The sequence below is a fragment of the Cupriavidus sp. 05T313 genome, assembly GCF_056396665.1.
This window is the reverse complement of the sequence record NZ_JBFTLX010000068.1, coordinates 1-17271: the sequence shown is the minus strand read 5'-3', so window position 1 is coordinate 17271 and position 17271 is coordinate 1. Positions and strand designations below refer to the sequence as shown.

The following is a 17271-nucleotide window of genomic DNA, read 5'->3' as shown; positions in this document are numbered from 1 at the left end:
ACGGGCGCTTGACCGGGCGGCTGTCAGCCGCGCGCCAGCATGATTGCGGCGGTGGCGATCAGGCACACGGCGAACAGCGCGCGCAGCCGCCGTTCCGGCATGCGGTGGGCCAGCGCCACGCCCCACGAGATGGTCAGCATGCCGCCGAGGGAGAGCGGCATGCCGCTGGCCCAGTCGACATGGCCGGCGTGGGCGTAGGTGGCCAGTGCCACCACCGCGCCGGGCGTGACCAGCGCCAGCGCAAGGCCTTGCGCCGCCGCCTGCCGGTAGCCGAACAGTCCCACCAGGGCAGGTGCGRCCACCACGCCGCCGCCGACACTGAAGAACCCGGAAAATGCGCCGCCCACCGCGCCGAGCGCCGGAATCCAGCGCGGTGACAGGCGGCTTTGCTGCACCGTGGCAGCGCGCCCCGGCAGCAGGCGCCACAGGAAATAAAGCGCCAGCCCGATCATGAAGCAGGCAAAGATGCGGCGCAGCAGCACGGCATCGATGGCGGTGGCGAGGCGCGCGGAGGCATAAGTGGCCACGACCGCCGACAGCCCGAGTACGGCCGCCGTGCGCAGGGCGATGTCCGCGCGCCGGCGGTATTGCCAGAAGCCRATCACCACATTGGGCGCGATCATGACCAGCGCGGTGCCCTGCGCCAGTTGCTGGTCCATGCCGTAGAGCAGCCCCAGCGCAGGAATGGCGATCAGGCCGCCGCCGATGCCGAATAGCCCGCCGACGGCGCCCAGCAAGCCACCGAGGCCAAAGATCAGTGCGGAAGACAGCAGGGAATGGTCAGGCATGAGGATGGAAAGCTGGGGGGGCGCAAAGAGCGTGCACTGCATGGGGGCGTGATAACGTCCGCCGGGCCGCCGGAACAGGGAAAAGAGCAGCGGAAAGCGCGCAATGATACGTGGGTTTGGCGAGCGTCGGCGGTGTGGCTGGATTTGTGCTCTATACGACGGCTTTGTCAGGGTTTTCCCTCGAAATTGCCATGTTCCGGTGCTTTCGTCAGTTTTATTTGCTTCCGTGAAAGCCGTTTGTAATGCAGTTCAGTTTGAATGCGCTCGGAAGATCTTTTGCCACCGCCGGATACCGGCAAGAACGCGGCCGGTTCCACGGAGATACRTGAATATTCGCTATCTCGGTGCACCGATCGGCGGGCATGGTCGTTTACCGCACACTAAAGTCGAACCGAGCCAGATTGATCGTGTCTTTTTCCATTCCTCGTTTCCTGCTGATCAGCCTCTTCAGTGCCGCAGCGGGCRCTGCCATGGCCGGCTCRGATGTGCCGCAAAGTGCGCCCCTGCCAATGGATGGCCCCTGCGTTGCGCCGCCGTCCAAGGCAGCGCTGACCATTGCCCAGGTGCGCCTGGATGCGATGCGCTGCAACCGCGACATCATCGCGGCGCGGCGCGGCGAGGAGGCCAGCCAGGCCGATATCCAGATTGCCTCGCAGCGGCCGAACCCGGTGCTCAGCCTGGGTGTGGCCAATATCAACCCCCACCTCGGCGTCGGCGCGGGCAGCCCGCGCAGCAAGACGGTCGATTCGACCCTGCGCGTGGACCAGACCATCGAGACGGCCAACAAGGGCGGATTGCGCGCGGATACCGCGCGCGCCAACAACCGCGCTGCCGGCGAAGTGCTGCAGGCCGTGATCACCCAGCAAACCAGCGCTGTCGAGCAGGCATTCTATGAAGCGCTGGTGAGCCAGGAACGCGTCGCCGTACTCACCGAGACCCTGGCCCTCTATGGCCGCACCCAGCAAGCCAATGAGTCGCGGCTGAAGGCGGGCGACGTCTCGCGCGCGGATGTCAGCAAGCTGCAGCTTGATGTGATGCGCGCCCAGACCGACATGCGCAGCGCCATGGCCGACCATGCGAGCGACAAGGCTGCGCTGGCGCAGGCGATCGGCGTGCCCGGCACGCTGGCCAGCAACCGCCTGGTGGCCGATTGGCCTGCCCTCGATGTGCCGGTGCCGGAACCCGATGCCGATACCGTGCAGCGCCGCCCCGACGTGACCGCGGCCGAGGCCCGCCTGGCCGCCGCCGCCAGCGCGCGCGATCTGGCCCGCGCCGGCCGCGTGCCCGACGTTACCGTTGGCGCGCAGGCTGAGCACTACCCCACCTCGCCCTCCAACCAGACCGGCAGCGGTAACAGCTTCGGCGTGTTCGTGTCGATCCCGCTCTACGTGCGCCACAGCTTTGGCGGTGAAGCCCGCCGCGCGGAGGTGGATTACTACGCCGCGCTGGACGATCGCAACCGCGTGCTGCTCGAAGCGCAGAACGAACTGGAGCGCTCGCGAAACCAGCTCGAAGCCGCGCGCCTGTCGCTCAAGCAGATGATGGAAGGCGTGGTCCCGACCGCGGAAAGCGTTGCCGGCAGTGCCGAGTTCGCTTACTCCAAGGGCGCCAGCAGCGTGCTCGACCTGCTCGATTCGCGCCGGGCGCTGCGCCAGACGCGCCTGGATGCCGTCACCGCCCAAGGCGAATTCGCCAAATCCCTGGCGGCTTATCGCGCCGCCCTGCAGTCCTCACCCAATTCCCAGGTTCGTACCGATGTGCCGCGTCCTTAATTCCGTGTCTGTTCCGATGTCCGCTTCGATGTCCGCCTCGATGACCGCTACGCCTGCCTCGATGTCCCCCGCCCGTGCCACGGCCCGCCACGGCGTTGCCGCGCGGCTGGCCGCGTTTTCGCTGGTTGCCCTGGCACTGGCCGCCTGCGGCAAGCAGGAAGCCCCGCCCCCCAACGACGAGCCCAAGGTCAGCGGCAATACGATTGAATTCCCCGCCACGGTCAGGACGCTGCCCGGCATTACGGGCCAGGCCGTCAAGAGCGGCGGCGAGCGCATGCTGAGCCTGCCCGGCCGCCTGGTGTGGAACGAGGACCGCACCGTGCGCGTGACGACGCCGTTTGCCGGCCGCGTGACCGAGGTACTGGTGCAGCCGGGAAGCAATGTGAAGGCCRGGCAGTCGCTGGCCACGCTGACTTCGACCGACTTCGGCATCGCCCAGGCCGATGCCCGCAAGGCCGCCGCCGATTCCGCCTACGCCGGCAAGGCGCTGGCGCGCCAGCGCGAGTTGTACAACGCCGGCATCGTGGCGCAGAAGGAACTGGAGCAGACCCAGGCCGACGCCGCCCGTGCCAGCGCTGACCTGCAGCGCACCCAGGCCGCGCTGCGCCAGTACGGCGCCGCTGCGCAGGGCGAGGGCGCGAGCAACCGCTTTGCCTTGCGCACGCCCATCGATGGCCTGCTGGTCGAGCGCAATATCAATGTCGGCATGGAACTGCGTCCCGACCAGCAGCCCACCGCGCCGCTGTTCCTGGTGACCGATCCCAGCGAGCTGTGGGCGCAGGTCGATGCCGCCGAGTCCGACCTGGCGCTGTTCAAGCCCGGCGTGACCGTGCAGCTCGTCTCCAGCGCTTACCCCGGCGAGACCTTCGCCGGCAAGGTGATCAAGGTGGCCGACTACGTCGACCCCGCCGCGCGCAGCATCAAGGTGCGRCTGWCMGTGCCSAACSMGGACCGCCGCCTGAAGGCCGAGATGTTCGTCACCGCCAAGCTGCAGGCTGCCTCGTTCCAGGGCATCAGCGTGCCGTCGAAGGCCGTGTTCCTGGCCGACAACCGCAGCTACGTGTTCGTGCGCACCGCGCAGAACCATTTCGAGCGCCGTCTCGTCAAGCTGGGCGTGTCGTTGCCCGGCATCACCGAAGTGGTCGAAGGCCTCAAGGATGGCGACATGGTGGTGATCGAAGGCAACCTGTACCTGCAGGACATCTTGCGCGACGCCACCGCGGTCAACGCGGCCCGCGCCAGCGAAGCCAGCAGCGCCAGCGCGAAGCAGTGAGGAAGACCGCCACATGATTTCGCGTATCGTCCATTTCGCGCTGCACCAGAAGCTGTTCGTCTGGCTCGGCCTTGCCATCTTCATCGGGGGTGGCCTGGCGGCCTTCAAGAACCTGCCGATCGAAGCCTTCCCGGATGTCTCCGACATCCAGGTCAACGTCATCACGCTGTACCCGGGCCGTGCCGCCGAGGAAGTCGAACGCCAGGTCACGATCCCGATCGAAACCGCGCTGGCCGGCACGCCGAATTCCGTGCGGGTGTTTTCGCACACCCAGTTCGGCCTGTCCTTCCTGATGGTCACCTTCAACGACAAGGCCACCGACGTGGTGGCCCGCCAGCAGGTGATCGAGCGCCTGCGCGGGGTCGACCTGCCAGACGGCGTGCAGCCCGACCTGGCGCCGCTGTCCACCGCCATCGGCGAAATCTTCCGTTTCCGCCTGACCGGCAAGGGCTACACCGCGCAGGAACTGCGCACGCTGCAGGACTGGGTGGTGGAGAAAAATCTGCGCCAGGTTCCCGGCGTGGCGGATCTGGTCACCATTGGCGGCACCATCAAGCAGTACGAGGTGAACCCCAACCTGGCGAGGATGCGCGACGCGAAGATCTCGCTGTCGCAGCTCTTCACCGCCCTGCAGCGCGCCAACTCCAACGCCGGCGGCGGCGCCRTCGCGCACGGCCGACAGCAGTACCTGCTGCGCTCGCTGGGCAGCTTCTACACCTCGGCCGATATTGCCAACGTGGTGGTGTCGGAAGTGAMCGGCACGCCGATCCTGGTCAAGGACATCGCCGATGTGCGCATCGGCTCCGCGCCGCCCCAGGGCCTGATGGGCCAGGACGACGAAGATGACATCGTCTCGGGCATCGTGGTGATGCGCAAGGGCGAGAACCCCTCGCTGGTGCTGGAAGCGCTCAAAAAGAAGATYGACCTGCTCGACAGCACGATCCTGCCCAAGGGCGTGAAGATCGTGCCCTACTACGACCGCTCCACGCTGATCGACAAGACCTTGCACACCGTGTTCGGCAACCTGGTCGAAGGCGCGCTGCTGGTGATGGCGGTGCTGTACCTGTTCCTGGCCAATGTGCGCGCCGCGGCCATCGTGGCAATCGTGATCCCGCTGGCGATGCTGTCCACCTTCATCGGCCTGACCTGGGTGGGCATCCCGGCCAACCTGCTTTCGCTCGGCGCGATGGACTTCGGTATCATCGTCGACGGCGCGGTGATCGTGGTGGAGAACATCTTCAAGCGGCTGGGCGAGTTGAAGGAAGCGCAGATCAAGGACAGCCGCGCGCGCCTGCACGCGATCCTGCAAGCCACCACCGAAGTGGGCCGCCCGACAGTGTTCTCGATGATCATCATCATCGCCGCGCACATCCCGATCTTTACCCTGCAGCGCCACGAGGGCAAGATTTTCGCGCCCATGGCCTACACCGTCACGGGGGCGCTGGTCGGCTCGCTGATCATCTCGCTGACGCTGGTGCCGCTGCTGTGCCACCTGCTGCTCACGAAGAACATCGCCCACGAAGACAACTTCATGGTGCGCCACAGCAAGCGTCTCTACGAGCCGATGCTGGCCTGGGCGCTGGACCACAAGCGCACCGTGGTGGGCGTTGCCCTGGGTTTGCTGGTGGCTACCGTCGGCGTGGGCAAGTTCCTCGGCAGCGAGTTCCTGCCCGAGTTGGACGAAGGCTCGATGTGGGTCAGCTTCGACCTGCCGGCTTCGGTTTCGACCAACGAAGCGCGCGAACAGGCCAAGCGGTTGCGCGGCGTCATTCGCCAGACGCCCGAGGTGAATACCACCATCTCCAAGGTGGGCCGCCCSGACGAYGGCACSGATCCSAAGCTGATCAACACCGTTGAAATCCTGGTCGACCTGAAGAACGACAAGCAATGGCGCGCGGGCTAYGACAAGCGCAAGATCATCAACGAGATCAACCACAATCTGCGCCAGCTGCCCGGCATCGAGCCCAATTTCTCGCAGCCGGTGCGCGACAACATTCTTGAGAGCATCTCCCAGATCAAGGGCCAGATCGTGATCAAGGTGCAGAGCGACAGCCTGCAGCAGAACAAGCGCGTGGCCGACCAGATCCTCGCCAATGTGCAGTCGGTCAAGGGTGTGATGCGCGCCTTTATCGACCGTGACGGCGAGCTGCCGCAGTACGTGCTGGACTTCGACCGCGCCCAGGCCGCGCGCTACGGCATCAACGTGGCCGACGTGCAGGACCTGATGGAAACCGCGCTGGCCGGCAAGGCAGCCACCGAGCTGTGGGAAGGCGAGAAGCACTTCAGCGTGGCGGTGCGCCTCAAGCCGAACGAGCGCGAGCTGCCCAACCTGCCGAATATCTTCATGCAGACCGCCGACGGCGCGCAGGTGCCGCTGTCGCAGCTGGTGCACTTCCGTGCCGCTTCCGGCGCGATGAACATCAGCCGCGAGAACGGCCAGCGCACCACCTCCATCGGCATCTTCATCCACGACCGCGACATGGGCAGCGTGGTGAAGGACATGCAGGCGCTGGTGGCCAAGAACGTCAAGGCCGACGACGTCAAGATCAGCTGGTCCGGCGAGTTCGAAAACCAGGAACGCGCCATGGCGCGCCTGTCGATCGTGGTGCCGCTGTCGGTGCTGGTGATCTTCCTGCTGCTGTTCAACGCCTTCAAGTCGTTCAAGAGCGCCACGCTGATCATCTCGAACATCCCGTTCGCGCTGATCGGCGGCGTGTTCGCACTGTTCCTCACCGGCATTCCGCTGTCGGTGTCGGCGGCGATCGGCTTTATCGCGCTGTTCGGCCAGGCCGTGCTCAACGGCGTGGTGATGGTGACCTACTTCAACCAGTTGCGCGACGAAGGCATGCCGGTGCGCCAGGCCGTGCTGACCGGTTCGATGGACCGCCTGCGCACGGTGCTGATGACCGCGTTGCTGGCCATGCTGGGCTTGTTCCCGATGGCCATCTCGCGCGCCATCGGCTCGGAAACCCAGCGCCCGCTCGCCATCGTCATCATTGGCGGGCTGATCACTGCCACCATGCTGACGCTGATCGTGCTGCCCACGCTGTATGAGTGGATGGTGGGACGCACCTGGCCGGATGAAGAAAACGGCAACGGGAGCGATAACCGGCTTTCGGATTCGATGCCGGCCTGATCGACGGGCGGCTCCGGCCGCCCGCGGCCTCGAAAAACCCGTCACCCTGGTGGCGGGTTTTTTTTATCGGCTTTCGCTCGGCCGATGCTGCCCGCGAGACGCTCCGCAAGCCGCTCGCGTGGTGAAGGCGTTCAATGGCCAGCCGGGCTGGTGTTGGCGCGGAGCGTTCAATCAGATGGCGGGACAGGCGCTTGCTGCCATTACAGGTTGCGCATCGCGCGGCTGCAAATGCGGCGGGTGGCGGCCGCCGGTTCGCCTTGCTGCCAGTGCAGGCACAGTGCGCGGACCCAGTCTGGACTATCCTTGGCAGCGTCGTTGAGCCAGTTGGCCACCGAGTCCTGTACATAGGCCGAGGTGTCGGCCTTCAACGGTTCCAGGAGCGGCAGGGCTTGCGCCGGATTCTTCTTCAGCGCGGCGATGTGCGCGCACCACACGCCGCGCGGGCGCAACGCTTCGCTGGCAAAACGGCGCAGCCTTTCCGACGGTGCGGCGGTCCAGGCGGCCAGCAGGGCGATGCTGGCATCGAGGTCAGCGGCGAGATGCGGCCGCATGGCCATCCAGGCCCATTCGCGCACGCCGAAATGCGGGTCGTCGGCCAGCGGCCGGATGGCCGCGAGCCGCTGGCTCAAGTCCGGTCCCGGCTGCATGCCGGCCATGAAGCAGGCCCAGCCGCGCACGGTGTCCGATGGATGCGCCTGGCAGCGTGCGATGCCCACGGGGCCAAGCTCTTCGAACAAAACGGTGCCGATGCTGGCCATGCGCTTGAGGATGCCAAGCTGGCAGGCGGCTTCGGCCTGCCGGATGGCGGGTGGCGAGAGCTCTGGAAGCACGGCTCGCAACAGCGTGGCCTGATTCAACGCCAGGCCTTCGGCCAGCGTGGCGCTTTGCAGTTCGCCACGCTCCAGCGCGGCCAGGATGTCGGGTGGAATGTCCGCCGCCCGGCTGGCGCCCTTGCGTGTTGTCGGTTGCGTCATGCAGGATCCCCCGGCATGGCGCTGCGGCTGGCAATGCCCGCGGAGACCTTGTTCAGCAGCCCGGCGAGCAGCTTGCGCTCCTGTGCGGACAAGTCGCCAAACAGGCTGGCGATCCAGCGGCCGTGTTCGTCGAACACGTTCCTGGCGACTTGCTTGCCCCTGGGGGTCAGCCGGATGGTCAGCGCGCGCCTGTCCATGCTGTCGGCGTGGCGTTCGATCAGCGCCTCGCGCTCCAGCCCATCGAGCAGGCCGGTGATGGTGGCGCGAGTCACGCCAGCCTGCCCGGCGAGCACGTTGGGCGCCAGTCCGTCCTTGGCCGCGTCCAGCAAGAACAACAGCACGAAACGGCCTTCGGACAGCCCATGCGGTGCCAGCAGCGCCGCGCAGTCGCGGTCGATCGCGGACGCCAGCGACAGTGCCTGGAAGCACAGCCGGATGCTGTCCAGATCGGGTAGTTGGCGTCGTCTGGCTGCGTCCAGCAGGGCCAGGTATTTCTGTTCGAGCGTATTCATAGTGGCGCCATATTATTATGGCGCCTAACTAAGTGACAAGTGCGCTTGCCTTGGCTGCCATCCGGTCGACCAGCAGCACAATGCCGGCGCCGATCACCGTGGCCGCCACGCGGTCCGTCAGCATTCCGCCATCGGCGGGCCGGCTTGCCCCCATGATCATGACCATCAGCGGGGTCATCGCGGCCGAATAGACGAGGTAGTTGCGCAGCCGCAGCAACGGCCGGATGCCCGCCAGCCATCCAGCGTTGAAAGCGACGACCCGGGAAGGGAGCTGATGGCCCAGCAGCAGGGCCGCGCCGATCACGCCGAGGATGGTTCCGGCCACGCGCTGCGTCATCTTGACGGAGAAAAACCAGCAAGTTGGCCTGATCGTGCGCGGCGTCCTGGCGCTCGGCCGCCGGTTGCGCGCGGAGCGCCCGGACGGATCGGCAAGCCTCGCGGCAATCAGCCTGCTGCGTACGCTGAAACGGACGGGCTCGGTCCCCGTGTCGCGCCTGGCCGCTGAAGAGCGCCTTGCGCCCCAGTCCCTCACCCGGCTGATCGCCGAGCTGGAACAGGCGGGCTGGATCCAGCGCGAGAGGAATGAAGCCGACCGGAGGGAAATCCTGATCTCGCTGACGCCCAAGGGCGGCGATGTGCTGGCCAACGATATGCACGCCCGCACCGTGTGGCTGGAGGAGGCCCTGGCCGCCGCGCTGGATGACGGCGAGCGTGATGCACTGGGCAAGGCGGCGCACGCCATGCTCAAGCTGGCCGCGCACGATGCCACGGTGCCAGCCCCGGATGCGGGGGAGGAGCGGGGCGGTTCCTGAGCGGCCGGGCAGCCAGCGAGGTGCTCAGGGTGGCTTCGCCGCGTGCTACTCGCCGGACCTGCGCGCCATGAAGTCCCGGGGCGCCTTGCCCAGCGCGCGCCGGAACATGGTGGAGAACGCACCGGCATTGGCATAGCCGGTCTCGGATGCCACATGCGCCAGCGGCTTGCCCCGGCTCATCAGGTCGACGGCGTGCGCAAGCCGCAGCTGCTGGCGCCACGCGGCAAAGCTGGTGCGCAGCTCGGTGCGGAACAGGCGCGCCAGGGTACGTTCGCTGGCGCCCGTCAGTTCTGCCCATTGCGCCAGGCTCAATGCCGAACCGGGCTGCTCCATCAGGGCGTCGCACAGTGCCTTGAGGCGGCGGTCGGTCGGCAGCGCGAGCCCCGGCCAGAGGGTGGGGGCGGCACGCAGTTCCTCGATCAGCAGGGCGGCGCTCAGATGGCGCCGCCGCTCGGACAGGCTGGCGGCTTCGGTCAGGGCCATCATCAGGTGGCGCATCAGTGGCGACACTTCCAGGACTGAGCACGTGGCGAGCGACAGCGGCGACGCCGCCGGCAGCACATAGCAGGCGTGGAGCGCGGCCTCGCCCAGCGTGACCACTTCATGTTCCACGTCCGGCGGTATCCATACCGCGCGCATGGTCGGCACCACCCAGGTGGTCCCCGCCGCGGTCACGCGCATGCTGCCGCGCAGGGGACAGGAGACCTGCCCCCACGAATGCCGGTGGCGGCGAATGATCGCGTTGGGTGGTGGCAGGCGCAGGTGCACGATGACCGGCTGCCCGGCGGTGGGCTCTGTCAGCGGGACAGGCTGGTAGGTGGTGCGTGGCATCCGGTGTTGCTCCTTGTCGCCGCCGATGTCCGCATTGGCCGCGCTTCGCGGCGGTGGCTGAAATTCGTAAGAAATTGCCCGAGAAGTGTAACTCAGCCACTTCGTGCCGCCCTACGATGACGCTCATCGCATCGGCACCACGGAGTTCCTTAGCATGAGCAATAGCAGCCGGCCTGGCTTGTCGCCCCCCGCCACTCTTCCCGCCAGTCTCGCCGGGCAGGCGGCTTCCGCGCCAAAGGCGGGCGCCGGTACCGCGCCGGCCGGCAAGCTATCGGACAGCGTGCGCGCCGCCACGGTCATTGCCCTGTGCGTGGCGGCGGTGTGGCTGGCGGGACGCGCCACCGGCGCACCCGACGCGCTCGTGCTGGCGGCCGCGCTGGTGCTGTCGACGGTGTGCTGCTGGGCGCTTGGCGTGTTGCCGGAGCCGGCCACCACCCTGCTGTTCTTCCTGTGCGCCATCCTGCTGCATGTGGCGCCGGCTTCCGTCGTGTTCTCGGGCTTCGCCTCCACCGCGTGGTGGCTGATGTTCGGCGGCGCCGTAACCGGGGTGGCCTTGCGCCAGACCGGGCTGGCGCAGCGGCTGGCGGCTATTATTTTCCGCGGCCGGGTGGGCAGCTACCGGCAGGTGATCGGCACCGTGGCGCTGAGCGCGGTGGGGCTGGCATTCCTGATGCCATCGACCACCGGGCGTGTCCTGCTTCTGATGCCGATCGTGCTGGCGCTGGCTGACCGGCTCGGCTTCGCGCCGGGCTCCAACGGCCGCATCGGCATGGTGCTGACCGTGGCGGCGGCCAGCTATATGCCGCCCACCACCATCCTGCCGGCCAATATCCCGAATAGCGTGCTGCTCGGCGCGGCGAGTTCGCTGTATGGCGTCAACCTAAGCTACGGCAGCTACCTGTTGCTGCATTTTCCCATCCTTGGCGTGCTGAAGACCTTCATGCTGGTCTGGCTGGTATGCCGGATGTTTCCGGAGCACGGGCCGATCGCGGCACTGCCCCACCAGGAAGCGGGCGCGCCGAGCCGCCAGGAAAAGCTGCTGGCGGCGATCCTGGCGCTGGCCGTGGCGGGGTTTGCCACGGATACCCTGCACGGCATCTCGCCTGCCTGGATCTCGCTGGCTGCATGCATCGTCTGCCTGCTGCCTGGCGTGGGCCTGGTGTCCTCGCGCATGCTGGCCGAGCAGGTGCATCTCACGCCCCTCATCTATGTAGCAGGCTTCCTTGGCCTGGGCGCCGTGGTGGAGTCGACCGGGCTGGGGACGGCCATCAGCGCGGCGCTGCTGCGCTGGCTGCCGCTCTCGCCGGGACATACCGCTGCCAACGTGGCCGCGCTGGGCGCGGTCGGGGCGAGCCTGGGCCTGATGACGACGCTGCCCGGCTTGCCGGCGGTGCTGACGCCGCTGGCCAGGCAACTGGCGCAGGCCACGGGTTTGTCGCTCGAAGCAGTGCTGATGCTGCAGGTACCGGTGTTTTCGACGGTGTTTTTCCCCTACCAGTCGCCGCCCATCGTGATTGCGATGCAGCTCGGCGGGGTAGGGCTGCGCGAGGGCACCCGGCTGTGCCTGGCACTGGCCGCGCTGACCTTGCTGGTGCTGTTGCCGCTGGACTATTTCTGGTGGCGGGTGCTGGGCTACCTGCCGTGAGCGCCGCCAGCAAGCTTGTGCCCTCTGAGACATGATTCCGCCCTTCGACATCTGGTTAACCCGGATCGCCGGGCAAGCCGGGATTCGGGCCTTTGCCCACGGGGGCCGGCCGCGCGTCGGCCTGTCCGTAGCCGCTCGCTCGTAATTCGCCGCGGAACGCCGGCCGGTGCGCCGAACGCCCGACCTATGCCATTCCCCAGGGCATGGCCGGCCGGCGTCGGCTGGTTTTTTTTGCTCTCTGCCGGTAATGACTTGTGTTCATGTCAACCGGAAGTATTACTATTCGTTACGAAGTATTACGAGGCGATACGTTTACCCGGAGGCTCTGCCAGGCCGCCGGCCATGCCTCGTGATCCGGGCCCGGCAGGGCCGCAGCTTGCCGCCTGGCAAGCGCGGACGTGTCGATCGCAAGGGCAGCGCACCACAAGACCGGGCACCGGCTTTGCTGCATTGGGTAACAGGAGAGCGTCAAGTCGTGCAAGGACCAATCTCGAGCCTTCAATGGCTATCGGGGCTTAGTGCCAAGGGATTCTTTCTGGATCTCGGACCTTTTTTCTATTTTCGTTATCTGGGGGCTCTCGCTGCGCTGTCGGCTTTCTGCCACCCGCCGGGCGGCAGAAAGTGGTGGCTCAGGCGTATCAAGCTGATTGGAAGCTCGGCATTCCGCCATAAGGCGGTACGCAGCTGGCTACAAGCGGTGAGTTCCTGCGCGCTGATGCAGCGCGTCGCCCTCGCCAGGCCCGCACTGCTGGAGCGTCCATATCGTCCGCTCGGCGCATATGGGCTGCGTTTCCGCGAGCGCATGCGTATCGTGCTGGAGCACTACCGGATTTTGAATACGCTGGTGCCATTGGCGCTTAACGAGCGGATCTACCTGGGCGGCGGCCTCGAATGCCCGGTGGGCGAAGGGCGGTACGCACTGCACCTGGCCGACTCCGGGCCCAATCCCAAGGAAGGCGAACTGGCTTTCTACTGGCGCGATACGGCCACTGGCGTCTGCCTGAGCCAGCTTAGTTTCTATCTGGTGCAAGGCAAGACCGGGCCGGAGATCTTCGTGGGCGGGCTGCAAGGGCCCATGGGCGAAAACAGCCGCGACCTGATCCGCGAAGCGACCAAGGCCTGCGAAGGCCTGCGTCCCAAGGATGTGGTGATGGAGGCACTGCTCGCCTTTGCCGCCGCGCTGGACGTGCAACGCATCGTGGGCGTTTGCAGGAACAACCATGTGGGGCGCCAGCGCCATACCCCACGCGAGATCCTCTGCGACTACGAAGGGTTCTGGATGGAGTCGGGCGGCGAGCCGCTGGCCTGCGGCAATGTCGCGATGCCGGTCAGCCAGCCGCGCCGCGATGTGATGGAGCTGCCGTCCAAGAAGCGCTCGGCCTACAGGCGCAAGCTGGCACAGGTCGAGTCCATCCAGGCGACGGTGCGCGACTGGCTCGCGGCGCCCGGCGCGGTACCGGCCATGACGCCGGCGCCGGTCCTGACGCAAGTCATTGCGCCGGCAGGCCCCGAGGCGCTCGCGGCGTAAAAGAGGGGGGCGACAGGCCCGCCGGGGATGCAAACCAGAAAAATGCAGGCAGCGCGGGATTTCGTCCCGCGCTTTTTTTTCGTCCGTCTTGCAGTAAACCCCAGTAGTCTAGGTTTATAGACCTTATTAAAGTAGGTCGCTTCCATATAGCGGCGGCGCGCTGGCGCCATGCCCGCCGTCACCGCAGATGCCGAACCCAGCTTTCACCGCCTTGCCTGTCAACAGCGATCTCCTTTCCCGCAGCCGTCAGCCGGTCTACCTGCAGCTTGCCACTATCTTCCGCCGCCATATCGAAAGCGGCGAATGGCGCCAGGGCGCGCGCATTCCGTCGCTTGAACAACTCTGCCGCGAGTTTGGCGTGGCGCGCATGACCATGCACCACGCACTCTCGCTGCTGGACGAGGAAGGCCTTCTGACCCGCGAGCGCGGGCGTGGCACCTTCGTCAAGGCAAGCTGCCGTGAGCGCCGCGCGCTGAAGCTGCCAGTCAGCTGGGACCAGGTGGTTGCGGTTGGCGAGCAGCTCGATACCGAAGCGCTGTCGGAATCCGTCGGCACCGTGCCGTTGCCGGAAGACCTCGGCATGCCCTGCCGCGCGGCGCGTGCGCCGGGCTATCACTTCCTGCGCCGGCTGCACCGGATCGAGCAGCGCCCCTTTGCGCTGGGCGAGGTTTTCATCGAAGCCAGCGTGTTCGCGCGTAACCCCGAAGCCTTCCGCCACGGCCCATCGGTGCCGGTGCTCGACCGCTTCCCGCAACTGAAGGTCACAGCCGCCAGGCAGCGCCTGTCAATCATCGCGGCGGGCGCGGAATCGGCCGCCCGGCTGGCCTTGCCGGTTGGCGCGCCGGTGGCCGAGCTGCGGCGCTACGCCTGCGTCGACAGCGTGATCGTCTACTACGCGCGCATCGAATTCCCGAGCGAGTTCGTGTGCCTGGATTTCGACCTGCTTGCGCCGGGCGCGCAATGCTGATGCCAACTCAATTACCTGCCAACTGGAAATCAACAAGATGCAGACTACCGACCGCAACCAAGGGAACCATGCCCGCCAGGCAGACAACGGGCAGGGCGAGATGAACGGCGCCGAGAGCCTGGTCAGGACGCTGCTGGCCTGCGGCGTGGACACCTGCTTTGCCAATCCAGGCACCAGCGAGATGCATTTCGTCGCCGCGCTCGACCGGATTCCCGGCATGCGTTGTGTGCTGGGCCTGTTCGAAGGCGTGGTGACGGGCGCGGCCGACGGCTACGCCCGCATGGCGGACAAGCCGGCCGCCACGCTGCTGCATTGCGGCCCGGGCCTGGCCAATGGCCTGGCCAACCTGCACAACGCGCGCCGCGCGCAGACGCCGGTGATCAATATCGTTGGCGACCAGGCCACCTACCATCGCCCGCTCGACGCGCCGCTGACCGCCGACACCGAAGGCTGGGCGCGTCCCGTCTCGGTCTGGACCCGTACTGCCACGCATGCCGCTTCGGTAGGTGCGGATGCCGCCACTGCGGTACAGGCCGCATGCGCCGCGCCGGGCGGGGTGGCCAGCCTGATCCTGCCGTCCGACGTCTGCTGGGATGCCGGCGGCAAGGTGGCCGCGCCGCTGGCGCCGATTCCCCTGCCCAAGGTCTCCCCGGATGCCATCGGGCAAGCCGCGCGCGTGTTGCGCTCGGGCCAGCCCACGCTGATCGTGCTGGCCGGCACCGCGCTGCGCGAAGCCGCGCTGGCCGACGCGCACCGCATTGCCGCCGCCACCGACGCCCGCCTGATCACGCCGATGTCCAACGCGCGCGTGACGCGCGGCCGCGGCCGCTTCAATGTGGACCGGGTGCCGTACTCCGGCGACGCATCGCTCGCCAAGCTGGCCGGCATCCGCAATGTGATCCTGGTAGGCGCGCCGCCGCCGGTTACCTTCTTCGCTTACCCGGGCAAGTCGCCGCGGCCCTACCCGGAAGATGCGGAAATCCATGTGCTGGCGCGTCCGGAACAAGACCTGGCGGAAGCGCTCGCGCGCCTTGCCGACGAACTGGGTGCGCCGGCGGTTTCGCTGCCGGCCTCCGTGTCCTCGCACGAGATCGCCAAGGGCGCGGTGACTTCCGAAGCCGTGGCGCAGACATTGACTGCGTTGTTGCCCGAGCAAGCCATCGTGGTGGAAGAGAGCGTCAGCTTTGGGCGTGCTTTCTATCCGGGCACCGTGCATGCCGCGCCCCATGACTGGTTGCAGCTCACCGGCGGTGCGATCGGCGATGGCCTGCCGTTGGCCACCGGTGCCGCGGTGGCGGCGCCCGGACGCCGGGTGGTTGCGTTGCAGGCTGACGGTTCCGGCATGTATACGCTGCAATCGCTGTGGACCATGGCGCGCGAGAAGCTCGACGTTACCGTGGTGATCCTGGCTAACCGGAAGTATGCGATTTTGCTGGGGGAGCTGGCCGGGGTCGGGGCTAGTCCGGGGAAGACTGCGCTCGATATGCTGGATATCGGGAATCCGGATCTGAACTGGGTGCAGCCGGGACCCAAACTCGCATCGCCTTAAGGCGATACTCAAACATGGGTCCCTCTTTTCCGCTCTTTTTGCCTGCCGACGAGGCGCCCCATACGGCCTGGACACCTTGACGGCTCGCTTCGCATCGCGTTGGGGTGTGGCCCGCCCTTGGGGGCGCTCCACACGGCTACACCGACTTGTGACCTGGCTTCCTCGCCTTTATTCGCGCCCGTTGGGTCCTGTTTCCCGTTGCGGGGATGAGGGGGGCTTGCGAGGCTTTGATGCGTTTTTCTGCCGGAGACGTGATTGCCGCAGGGCCGGACGGATAATCGTTGCGCCGTTTGGCCTGCATTTTTTTCTGGGCAGTTGAACTGGATTTTTTTAATGAAATCCAGTTCAATTCCTCATGCTGTCATTACTTCTCCATATCGCTGCACGTGGTAATCACTGTCTCCCAGCAGCGGATCGATCATCGTCAATCGCTTGAAGTAATCCCCTACCTCCAGCTCATCCGTCATCCCCATGCCGCCGTGTAGCTGCACCGCTTGCTGGCCGACAATTCTCCCGGCCTTGGCCACAGTTACCTTCGCGGCGCTCAGCATTCGCCGCCGTTGCGCGGGGTCGCTTTCGTCCAGCGCTTGCGCTGCCACATACGCCATCGACAGCGCCAGTTCTTTCTGTACCAGCATGTCGGCCATCCGGTGCTGCAGGGCCTGGAACGCCGCCAGCGGTTTGCCGAACTGCTGCCGCGTGCGCAGGTATTCGCCGGTGATTTCGATCAGTTTTTCCATCGCGCCGGCGGCTTCCGCGCAGAGCGCGGCAATGCCGTGGTCGATGCCGTGGAGCAGGGCGGCCAGGCCGTCGGCCGCGTCTCCTACCAGCGCGGTGGCGTCTACCGCGACGTTCTGCAAGGCAAGGTCGGCGGCGCGCAGGCCGTCCATGGTGGGGTAGCCGCGCACCGTGAGTCCGGTGGCGTCGCGCGGGACCAGGAACAGCGCCAGTTCGTTGCTGCCGGCGATGCGCGCGGTGAGCAGGAAGGCGTCGGCGGCTTCGCCGTGCCAGGCCAGGCTCTTGTTGCCGTTGAGTACATAGCCGTCGCCCTTGCGCTCGGCGCCGGCGCGCGCGGTCTCGGGGCGGTAGCGGGTGGTGGGCTCCAGGTAGGCGAGGGTGACGACGCGTTCGCCGGTGGCGATCGCGGGCAGCCATTCGTCTTTCTGGGCTTGGCTGCCGTAGGCGTTCAGCACGGCGGCGGACATCACGGCAGTGGGCGTGACTGGTTCCAGCACCAGGCCGCGCCCGAGTTCGCGCTGCACCACGAGCTGGCTTGCGGCGCTTTCGCCAAAGCCGCCGTACTCGCCGGGCACGGTCAGGCCCAGCACACCCATCTCGGCAAGCTGTGCCCAGGTGGCGCGGTCGAAGCTGCCGCCGCCGCGGGCGTTCTTGCGGCGTTTGTCGAAGGTGTATTCGGTGTCGATGAAGCGGCGCAGGCTGTCCGCCAGCATCTGCTGCTCTTCGCTGTAGTTAAAGTCCATGGC

General features: G+C 66.8%; 14 protein-coding genes. 8 read left to right on the top strand and 6 right to left on the bottom strand.

Annotated elements, in window-relative coordinates; translation table 11 throughout:
• Positions 1 to 23: 23 nt before the first annotated feature.
• Positions 24 to 788, bottom strand: coding sequence for a sulfite exporter TauE/SafE family protein (locus tag AC1DKD_RS16875; RefSeq protein WP_477143490.1), 765 nt, complete (start codon positions 786 to 788; stop codon positions 24 to 26).
• 509 nt (positions 789 to 1297) lie between these two features.
• Between AC1DKD_RS16875 and AC1DKD_RS16870 the strand changes: the two genes are divergently transcribed.
• From AC1DKD_RS16870 to AC1DKD_RS16860, 3 genes are all read left to right on the top strand, one after another.
• Positions 1298 to 2560, top strand: a complete 1263-nt coding sequence (locus tag AC1DKD_RS16870; protein ID WP_477101876.1) for a TolC family protein — start codon at positions 1298 to 1300, stop codon at positions 2558 to 2560.
• A gap of 61 nt (positions 2561 to 2621) precedes the next feature.
• Positions 2622 to 3833, top strand: coding sequence for an efflux RND transporter periplasmic adaptor subunit (locus tag AC1DKD_RS16865; protein ID WP_477143492.1), 1212 nt, complete (start codon positions 2622 to 2624; stop codon positions 3831 to 3833).
• 13 nt (positions 3834 to 3846) lie between these two features.
• Positions 3847 to 6969, top strand: coding sequence for an efflux RND transporter permease subunit (locus tag AC1DKD_RS16860; protein ID WP_477143489.1), 3123 nt, complete (start codon positions 3847 to 3849; stop codon positions 6967 to 6969).
• 200 nt (positions 6970 to 7169) lie between these two features.
• On the opposite strand, the gene AC1DKD_RS16855 is transcribed toward AC1DKD_RS16860, so the two are convergent.
• From AC1DKD_RS16855 to AC1DKD_RS16845, 3 genes are read right to left on the bottom strand one after another with little or no spacing between them, the layout of a single operon-like run.
• Positions 7170 to 7943, bottom strand: a complete 774-nt coding sequence (locus AC1DKD_RS16855; protein ID WP_441630896.1) for a DNA alkylation repair protein — start codon at positions 7941 to 7943, stop codon at positions 7170 to 7172.
• Positions 7940 to 8455 carry a MarR family winged helix-turn-helix transcriptional regulator gene (locus AC1DKD_RS16850; RefSeq protein WP_441630898.1) on the bottom strand — a complete coding sequence of 172 codons (516 nt, stop codon included), beginning with the start codon at positions 8453 to 8455 and terminating at the stop codon, positions 7940 to 7942. Before AC1DKD_RS16850 ends, AC1DKD_RS16855 begins: the two co-directional genes overlap by 4 nt.
• Before the next feature lie 28 nt (positions 8456 to 8483).
• A complete protein-coding gene (locus AC1DKD_RS16845; protein ID WP_441630899.1) occupies positions 8484 to 8792 on the bottom strand; it encodes an FUSC family protein in 309 nt (102 codons plus the stop codon).
• 1 nt (position 8793) lies between these two features.
• Between AC1DKD_RS16845 and AC1DKD_RS16840 the strand changes: the two genes are divergently transcribed.
• Complete coding sequence (locus AC1DKD_RS16840; protein ID WP_441630901.1) at positions 8794 to 9267, top strand: MarR family winged helix-turn-helix transcriptional regulator; 474 nt, start codon at positions 8794 to 8796, stop codon at positions 9265 to 9267.
• A gap of 45 nt (positions 9268 to 9312) precedes the next feature.
• Here AC1DKD_RS16840 and AC1DKD_RS16835 read toward each other — a convergent pair whose 3' ends face one another.
• Positions 9313 to 10098 carry an AraC family transcriptional regulator gene (locus AC1DKD_RS16835; protein ID WP_441630903.1) on the bottom strand — a complete coding sequence of 262 codons (786 nt, stop codon included), beginning with the start codon at positions 10096 to 10098 and terminating at the stop codon, positions 9313 to 9315.
• A gap of 154 nt (positions 10099 to 10252) precedes the next feature.
• Here AC1DKD_RS16835 and AC1DKD_RS16830 point away from each other — a divergent pair, with 154 nt between their 5' ends.
• From AC1DKD_RS16830 to AC1DKD_RS16815, 4 genes are all read left to right on the top strand, one after another.
• Complete coding sequence (locus tag AC1DKD_RS16830) at positions 10253 to 11743, top strand: SLC13 family permease (protein ID WP_441630905.1); 1491 nt, start codon at positions 10253 to 10255, stop codon at positions 11741 to 11743.
• Between the two features lie 535 nt (positions 11744 to 12278).
• Positions 12279 to 13271: a DUF535 family protein gene (locus tag AC1DKD_RS16825; RefSeq protein ID WP_477114819.1), complete on the top strand. Its 993-nt coding sequence runs from the start codon at positions 12279 to 12281 to the stop codon at positions 13269 to 13271.
• A gap of 187 nt (positions 13272 to 13458) precedes the next feature.
• Entirely contained in the window at positions 13459 to 14238 is a 780-nt protein-coding gene (locus AC1DKD_RS16820; RefSeq protein ID WP_441630907.1) for a GntR family transcriptional regulator, read from the top strand.
• Between the two features lie 100 nt (positions 14239 to 14338).
• A complete protein-coding gene (locus AC1DKD_RS16815; protein WP_477143491.1) occupies positions 14339 to 15787 on the top strand; it encodes an acetolactate synthase large subunit in 1449 nt (482 codons plus the stop codon).
• A gap of 353 nt (positions 15788 to 16140) precedes the next feature.
• Here AC1DKD_RS16815 and AC1DKD_RS16810 read toward each other — a convergent pair whose 3' ends face one another.
• Positions 16141 to 17268 (bottom strand): acyl-CoA dehydrogenase family protein, encoded by a 1128-nt coding sequence (locus tag AC1DKD_RS16810; protein WP_441630909.1) that lies wholly within the window; start codon positions 17266 to 17268, stop codon positions 16141 to 16143.
• Between the last annotated feature and the right edge of the window lie 3 nt (positions 17269 to 17271).

Excerpts from the sequence above, each read along its gene's own strand:
- AC1DKD_RS16810 (WP_441630909.1), bottom strand. The coding sequence starts at position 17,268 with ATGGACTTTAACTACAGCGAAGAGCAGCAGATGCTGGCGGACAGCCTG.
- AC1DKD_RS16820 (WP_441630907.1), top strand. The coding sequence starts at position 13,459 with ATGCCGAACCCAGCTTTCACCGCCTTGCCTGTCAACAGCGATCTCCTT.
- AC1DKD_RS16870 (WP_477101876.1), top strand. The coding sequence starts at position 1,298 with ATGGATGGCCCCTGCGTTGCGCCGCCGTCCAAGGCAGCGCTGACCATT.
- AC1DKD_RS16855 (WP_441630896.1), bottom strand. The coding sequence starts at position 7,943 with ATGACGCAACCGACAACACGCAAGGGCGCCAGCCGGGCGGCGGACATT.
- AC1DKD_RS16845 (WP_441630899.1), bottom strand. The coding sequence starts at position 8,792 with ATGACGCAGCGCGTGGCCGGAACCATCCTCGGCGTGATCGGCGCGGCC.
- AC1DKD_RS16850 (WP_441630898.1), bottom strand. The coding sequence starts at position 8,455 with ATGAATACGCTCGAACAGAAATACCTGGCCCTGCTGGACGCAGCCAGA.
- AC1DKD_RS16835 (WP_441630903.1), bottom strand. The coding sequence starts at position 10,098 with ATGCCACGCACCACCTACCAGCCTGTCCCGCTGACAGAGCCCACCGCC.
- AC1DKD_RS16815 (WP_477143491.1), top strand. The coding sequence starts at position 14,339 with ATGAACGGCGCCGAGAGCCTGGTCAGGACGCTGCTGGCCTGCGGCGTG.
- AC1DKD_RS16830 (WP_441630905.1), top strand. The coding sequence starts at position 10,253 with ATGAGCAATAGCAGCCGGCCTGGCTTGTCGCCCCCCGCCACTCTTCCC.